Annotated in this window: 5 protein-coding genes; 3 read left to right on the top strand and 2 right to left on the bottom strand. The window is 67.3% G+C overall.

Going from position 1 to position 6228, the window contains the following annotated elements; all coding sequences use genetic code 11:
• The coding region (locus ACTJJK_RS17700) for a hypothetical protein (protein ID WP_440730843.1) at positions 1-227 on the top strand (227 nt) is incomplete at its 5' end.
• A 107-nt stretch (positions 228-334) separates the two neighbouring features.
• Here ACTJJK_RS17700 and ACTJJK_RS17695 read toward each other — a convergent pair.
• Positions 335-2731 carry a Tex family protein gene (locus ACTJJK_RS17695; RefSeq protein ID WP_440730842.1) on the bottom strand — a complete coding sequence of 799 codons (2397 nt, stop codon included), beginning with the start codon at positions 2729-2731 and terminating at the stop codon, positions 335-337.
• A gap of 257 nt (positions 2732-2988) precedes the next feature.
• Between ACTJJK_RS17695 and ACTJJK_RS17690 the strand changes: the two genes are divergently transcribed.
• The gene (locus tag ACTJJK_RS17690) at positions 2989-3798 is read left to right on the top strand and encodes a ferredoxin--NADP reductase (protein WP_223619476.1); all 810 of its coding nucleotides are present in this window, start codon (positions 2989-2991) and stop codon (positions 3796-3798) included.
• Between the two features lie 44 nt (positions 3799-3842).
• On the opposite strand, the gene ACTJJK_RS17685 is transcribed toward ACTJJK_RS17690, so the two are convergent.
• Positions 3843-4778: a LytTR family DNA-binding domain-containing protein gene (locus ACTJJK_RS17685; protein ID WP_081931291.1), complete on the bottom strand. Its 936-nt coding sequence runs from the start codon at positions 4776-4778 to the stop codon at positions 3843-3845.
• A gap of 153 nt (positions 4779-4931) precedes the next feature.
• Here ACTJJK_RS17685 and ACTJJK_RS17680 point away from each other — a divergent pair, with 153 nt between their 5' ends.
• The gene (locus tag ACTJJK_RS17680) at positions 4932-6131 is read left to right on the top strand and encodes an acyltransferase family protein (protein WP_031373805.1); all 1200 of its coding nucleotides are present in this window, start codon (positions 4932-4934) and stop codon (positions 6129-6131) included.
• The last annotated feature ends 97 nt before the right edge of the window (positions 6132-6228 follow it).

The following is a 6228-nucleotide window of genomic DNA, read 5'->3' as shown; positions in this document are numbered from 1 at the left end:
CAGGGATTTTTCATACGGGACATCCCTGTCCCGATGAAAAACGGCCTGCATCCATGCAGGCCGCCCTCCGGGTCTTCTATTGCCTTCGCAAGGTCGATACGACGCACGGCAACGGCAACGGCAACGGCAACGGCAACAGAAAAATCTTCAAGGCAACCGAAGCCAAAGCCAAAGCCAAAGCCAAAGCCGAAGCTGAAGCTGAAGCTGAAGCTGAAGCTAAGCAGTAACGACGTCGTCTCCACCAGCGCCACCTACCATTCGCCCCACGAAAAAGCCGCCCCCTTTTGCAAGGAGGCGGCTTCCGGTTGCCGCAAAAAACCGAAACGCTGGCCAATCAGGACTTCTGTTTCGCCCTCGCGAACGCATCCGCCAGGGCGCCACCCATCGGCGCGGCGGCCTTCGGGGCGAACGAGCCACCACGGGCCGGGGGCGCTTCGCGACGGCCGCCGCGCGGGTCGTTGCCGCGGCCGCCATTGCGGTCGCTACGCTCGTTACGTTCGGCGCCCGCACCGGCCGGACGCGGCGCCGGCACGGCGTCGTCGAGACGGCGCGTCAGGGCGATGCGCTTGCGCGGGATGTCGACTTCGAGCACCCGCACCTTGACCACGTCGCCGGCCTTGACCACCTCGCGCGGGTCCTTGACGTACTTGTCCGACAAGGCCGAGATGTGGATCAGGCCGTCCTGGTGCACGCCGATGTCGACGAAGGCACCGAACGCGGCGACGTTGCTGATCACGCCTTCGAGGATCATGCCGACCTGCAGGTCCTTGAGGTCCTCGACGCCGTCGGCGAACCGCGCGGCCTTGAACTCGGGACGCGGGTCGCGGCCGGGCTTTTCCATTTCCTTGAGGATGTCGCGCACGGTCGGCACGCCGAACTTATCGTCGGTGAACTGCTCGGGCTTGAGGGTGCGCACGAACTGCGGGTCGGCGAGCAACTGCTTCACCTCGCGTCCGCACTGTTGGACGATGCGTTCGACCACCGGATAGGCTTCCGGGTGCACCGACGAGGCGTCGAGCGGTTGCTCGCCATCGACGATGCGCAGGAAGCCGGCGCATTGCTCGAAGGTCTTGTCGCCCAGGCGCGGCACCTTGAGCAAGGCCTTGCGCGAGGCGAACGGGCCGTTCTCGTCGCGATGGCGGACGATGTTCTCGGCCACCGTGCTCGACAGGCCCGACACCCGCGCCAGCAAAGCCGCCGAGGCGGTGTTGACGTACACGCCGACCGCGTTGACGCAGTCCTCGACGCGGGCGTCGAGCGCGCGCGCCAGGCGGTACTGATCGACGTCGTGCTGGTACTGGCCGACGCCGATCGCCTTGGGTTCGATCTTGACCAGTTCGGCCAGCGGGTCCTGCAGGCGCCGCGCGATCGAGACCGCGCCGCGGATGCTGACGTCGAGATCGGGGAATTCCTTGGAAGCGAACTCGGACGCCGAGTACACCGAGGCGCCGGCCTCGCTGACCACGGCCTTGGTCAACTTGGCTTCCGGCACGAGCTTGATCAGGTCGGCGGCCAGCTTGTCGGTTTCGCGCGAGGCGGTGCCGTTGCCGATCGCGATCAGTTCGACCCCGTGCTTGATGCACAGCGCGCGCAGCGTGTGCAGGGACTGGTCCCACTGCTTGCGCGGCTCGTGCGGGTAAATGGTGTCGTGGGCGACGAACTTGCCGGTGGCATCGACCACCGCCACCTTGACCCCGGTGCGTAGGCCCGGGTCGAGGCCGAGCACGGCGCGCGGGCCGGCCGGCGCGGCCAGCAACAGGTCCTTGAGGTTGTCGCCGAACACGTCGATGGCTTCGGCCTCGGCCTTCTCGCGGGCCTGGCCGAACAGGTCGAGCAACAAGTGCAGGTGCAGCTTCGCGCGCCAGGTCAGGCGGCAGGCATCGAGCAGCCAGCGGTCGGCGGCGCGGCCCTGGTCGGAGATGCCGGCGTTGAGCGCGACCCGGCCTTCGCCGTAGGCGTGGCCGGCCTCGGCATCGGCGCCGGGCTCGAGTTCGAGGAACAGCACTTCTTCGCGACGGGCGCGGAACAGGGCCAACAGGCGATGCGAGGGGATCTTCGCCAGCGATTCGGCGTGGTCGAAGTAGTCGCGGTACTTGGCGCCTTCGGCTTCCTTGCCTTCGGCGACGCGGGCGCGGATCACGCCGACCTCAGTCAGCCAGCCGCGCAGTTCGCCGACCAGCCTGGCGTCTTCGCCCCAGCGCTCCATCAGGATCGCACGTGCGCCTTCGAGCGCGGCCTTGACGTCGGCGACTTGCTTTTCCTCGCTGACGAAGCCGGCGGCGAAGGCTTCCGGGCTCAGGGTCGGGTCGGCCAGCAGGCCGTCGGCCAGCGGCTCCAGGCCGGCTTCGCGGGCGATCTGGGCCTTGGTGCGGCGCTTGGGCTTGTACGGCAGGTACAAGTCTTCCAGGCGCGCCTTGCTGTCGGCCGCTTCGATGTCGCCGCGCAACTCGTCGGTCAGCTTGCCCTGCTCGGCGATGCTTTCGAGCACCGCGGCGCGGCGGTCTTCGAGCTCGCGCAGATAGCGCAGACGCGATTCCAGGTCGCGCAGCTGGATGTCGTCGAGGCCGCCGGTCACTTCCTTGCGGTAGCGGGCAATGAAGGGCACGGTCGCGCCTTCGTCGAGCAAAGCGATGGCGGACAGGGCCTGGGCGGTCTGGGCGCCGATCTCGACGGCGATGAGTTTGGCGATCTTGTTTGCGATCTGCGCGGACTGCGTGTTCTGGTCTTGCATCGTTTCCAATCGATTACCCCGCTGGCGGGGGACCGGGCGATTGTCGCAATGCCGGCGTGAAGGCGAAACCCATTGACAGGACTGGGTTTTTGGGGCGGGCGGATGAGAAAACGAGCCGAGAGGAGTGAGAAGTAAGCGGGAGCGAGGCGGTATCGGCTTTGCTCGCTCCTCACCCCTCTCCACTCACTCCTCTCTTTAAGAACCGTTCTCATCGCTCGGGTACAATGTGCGCCCCGCTCCACCCGATCGATCCTCGCATGTCCTCCGCTTTTGGCACCGAAACGGTGCTGGACGTCCGTCACTGGACGGACGACTACTTCAGCTTCACCACCACCCGCGACGACGGTTTCCGCTTCGAGAACGGCCAGTTCGTGATGATCGGACTGCAGGTCGAGCAGGCGGACGGCTCGCACAAGCCGCTGCTGCGCGCCTATTCGATCGCCAGCGCGAACTGGGAAGAGCAGCTCGAGTTCTTCAGCATCAAGGTGCCGAACGGCCCGCTGACCTCGCGCCTGAAGTCGATCCAGCCCGGCGACAGCGTGCTGATCGGGCGCAAGCCCACCGGCACCCTGCTGATCCACGACCTGCATCCCGGCCGCAACCTGTACCTGCTCGGCACCGGCACCGGCCTGGCGCCGTGGCTGTCGGTGATCAAAGACCCGGAGACCTACGAGCGCTTCGACAAGGTGGTGCTCTGCCACGGCGTGCGCAACGAGAAAGACCTGGCCTACCGCGACTACATCGTCAACGAGCTGCCGCACCACGAGTTCCTCGGCGAGCAGATCGCCTCCAAGCTCAAGTACTGCCCGGCCGTGACCCGCGAGGCCTTCGAGTACGCCGGCCGCGACCAGCGCGGCCGCCTGACCGAGATGATGGAAAGCGGGCGGATGATGGACCTGCTCGGAATCGAGCCGCTCGACCCCGAGCACGACCGCGCGATGATCTGCGGCAGCCCGCAGGTGCTGGCCGATTTCCGCGGCGTGCTCGACCAGCGCGGCTTCACCGCCTCGCCGCGCATCGGCACGCCGGGCCAGTACGTGTTCGAGCGCGCCTTCGTCGAGAAGTAAACCCGGGCGGCAGGCACGACGCCCGCCGCGACAGAGCGCGCCATTCAGGCCGCGCGCCGCTCCTGGCGCAAGGCGCCGCGGTAACGCCGGCTGCACGGGATGCGGGTGCCGTCGCTCATGGTGATGCGCGCATCGCCGCTTTCCAGCGGCTCGATCTCGCCGACGCAATCCAGGTTGACCATATAGCTGCGGTGCACGCGCACGAAGCGGGCCGGATCGAGCTGAGTCTCGATGCCGGCCATGGTCGTGCGCAGCGGATAGTCGCGTCCGCGCAGATGCAGGTTGACGTAGTTGGACGAGGCCTGCAGCCACTCGACCTCGGCTGCGGCGATCAGGAACTCCTTGCCGAGCTTACGCACCAGGAAGCGCTCCGGCCGTTCGGGAACGACCGGCTCGGGCACGTCGTCGGCGACGGTCAATACGCTGGCTTCGCCCTGCCAACGGCGCAGCAACAGGCGATAGGCCTCGATCCACACCACCATATAGGTGTAGGAGCGCACGTCCTTGAGGTATTCGTAGACGTATTCGGCCGCCCAGGGGCTGAAGTCGTAGCTTTCGCCCAGACCGATGTAGACCGCTTTGCGGATGGCGACCATGGCGGTCACGTGGGCGACCGACCAGGCCACGCTGCCGAGCAGGTGCAGGGCCACGGCGCGGCGCCAGGTATCGACATGGAACGGGACCTGGCGCGTGTACCAGACCAGGGCCGGCACCAGCGCCAGCGCGACCAGGCAACTGCTGCCCTCCCAGACCGGCGGCGCCCAATTCGGGATGTCGAGGCCGGCACGACGGATGTCCATCAAGGTGGTCAGGCTGCCGGCGACCGCATTGACCCCGAACAGGATCACCCAGCCCAGGATCTCGGCGGTGCGGCGCCAGGGTTGGTAGCGGTCCCAGGCGCTGGGCGGAACGGCCGGACGGGCGGGAGGAAGGGCGGCGGCGCTGGCGGCCGCGGGGATCGGGGACACATCGTCGTTCATGCGCGCATTCTCGCCCGGCGACCGTCGCACGCGACGACCGGTCGTCCCCTGGGGACCGCGATTCGTCCCCATGAACCGCCATCGGTCACCCCGGCATCGCTCGCCGACGCCCGTCGCCACAGGCTTGCGGCTCCGCCACTGCCGTGACCGCCCATGCAACGCCGATACGACATCGACGCCCTGCGCGCCCTCGCCTTCGCCCTGCTGATCCTCTATCACTGGGCGATGCTCTACGTCGCCGACTGGGGCTGGCACCTCAAAAGCACGCATCTGTCGGAGACCCTGCAGTTGCCGATGCTGTTCGTGAACCGCTGGCGCATGGACCTGATCTTCTTGATCTCCGGCCTGTCGGTGCACTTCCTGTTGCGCGGCAGCTCGCTCGGCCGCTTCGTCGCCCAACGCAGCTGGCGGCTGCTGCTGCCGCTGACCTTCGGCTGCCTGGTGGTCGTGCCGATCCAGCCCTATGCCCAGGGCGTGGCGAACGGCCTGGTCGAGCCGGGCTTCGTCGACTTCCTGTTGCGCTACTACCGCTTCCAGCCCTGGCCGGCGGAGGCCTTCGACGGCTGGGAGTACGGCTTTACCTGGAACCACCTGTGGTACCTGGTCTATCTGTGGGTCTACACCCTGGTCTTCGCGGCCGTGTTGCCGCTGTTCCGCAACGGCGTCGGCCGCCGCGCCCATGCCGCGCTGGCCGCACTGCGCCGTTGGAAATTGGTCGTGTTGCCGGCGCTGCCGCTGGCGCTCGGCTCGATCCTGCTGCAGCCGCATTTCGAGGAAACCGGCGACCTGATCCACGACTGGTACCGCCACGCGATCTATTTCACCGTGTTCCTCTACGGCTACTGGCTCGGCAACGAGGCCGGCCTGTGGCAGGAACTGCTGCACCTGCGCCGCCGCACCCTGGCCTGGGCGCTGGCGCTGTTCGCGGCCTATCTGGCGATGATCCGGCTGCTGCCAGAGGACGTGCCCGACAGCGTGCAGTACGCAATCTGGACCGTGCGCAGCCTGTACATCTGGGCGGCGATTTGCACGATCCTGGGCTGGTCGCACCATCTGCTCAACCGCCCGTTCCGCTGGCTGCCCTGGGCCACCGAAGCGGTCTACCCCTGGTACGTGCTGCACCAAAGCCTGACCGTACTGATCGCTTATTGGGTGCTGCCGCTCAAGTTCGGCGCGGTCGTCGAGCCGGCCATCGTTCTGCTCGGCACCGTGCTCGGTTGCTGGGCGCTGCACGAAGCGATCCGGCGCGTGACGTGGCTGCGGCCTTGTTTCGGTTTGAAGGCGTGGCGCCGCGAGCGTCCGCAGATCTCGCTATCGAACAGGACGACCCCACAAGCGGCGGAGGCCGCCTAATGGCTTGGGATACGAGCGACGCGGCGGCGATCTGGTCCGTCGGCGGGTGTCGGCTGCGACGTCGTTGCGCCGACACGGTCGCGGCTTGCGCCGCTCC

The organism is Lysobacter sp. 22409, from assembly GCF_052045105.1.
In the GTDB taxonomy this organism is placed as follows: Bacteria; Pseudomonadota; Gammaproteobacteria; order Xanthomonadales; family Xanthomonadaceae; genus Lysobacter; species Lysobacter antibioticus_B.
Note: the sequence above shows the minus strand (reverse complement) of the source record. Positions and strands in the feature narration are given on the sequence as shown.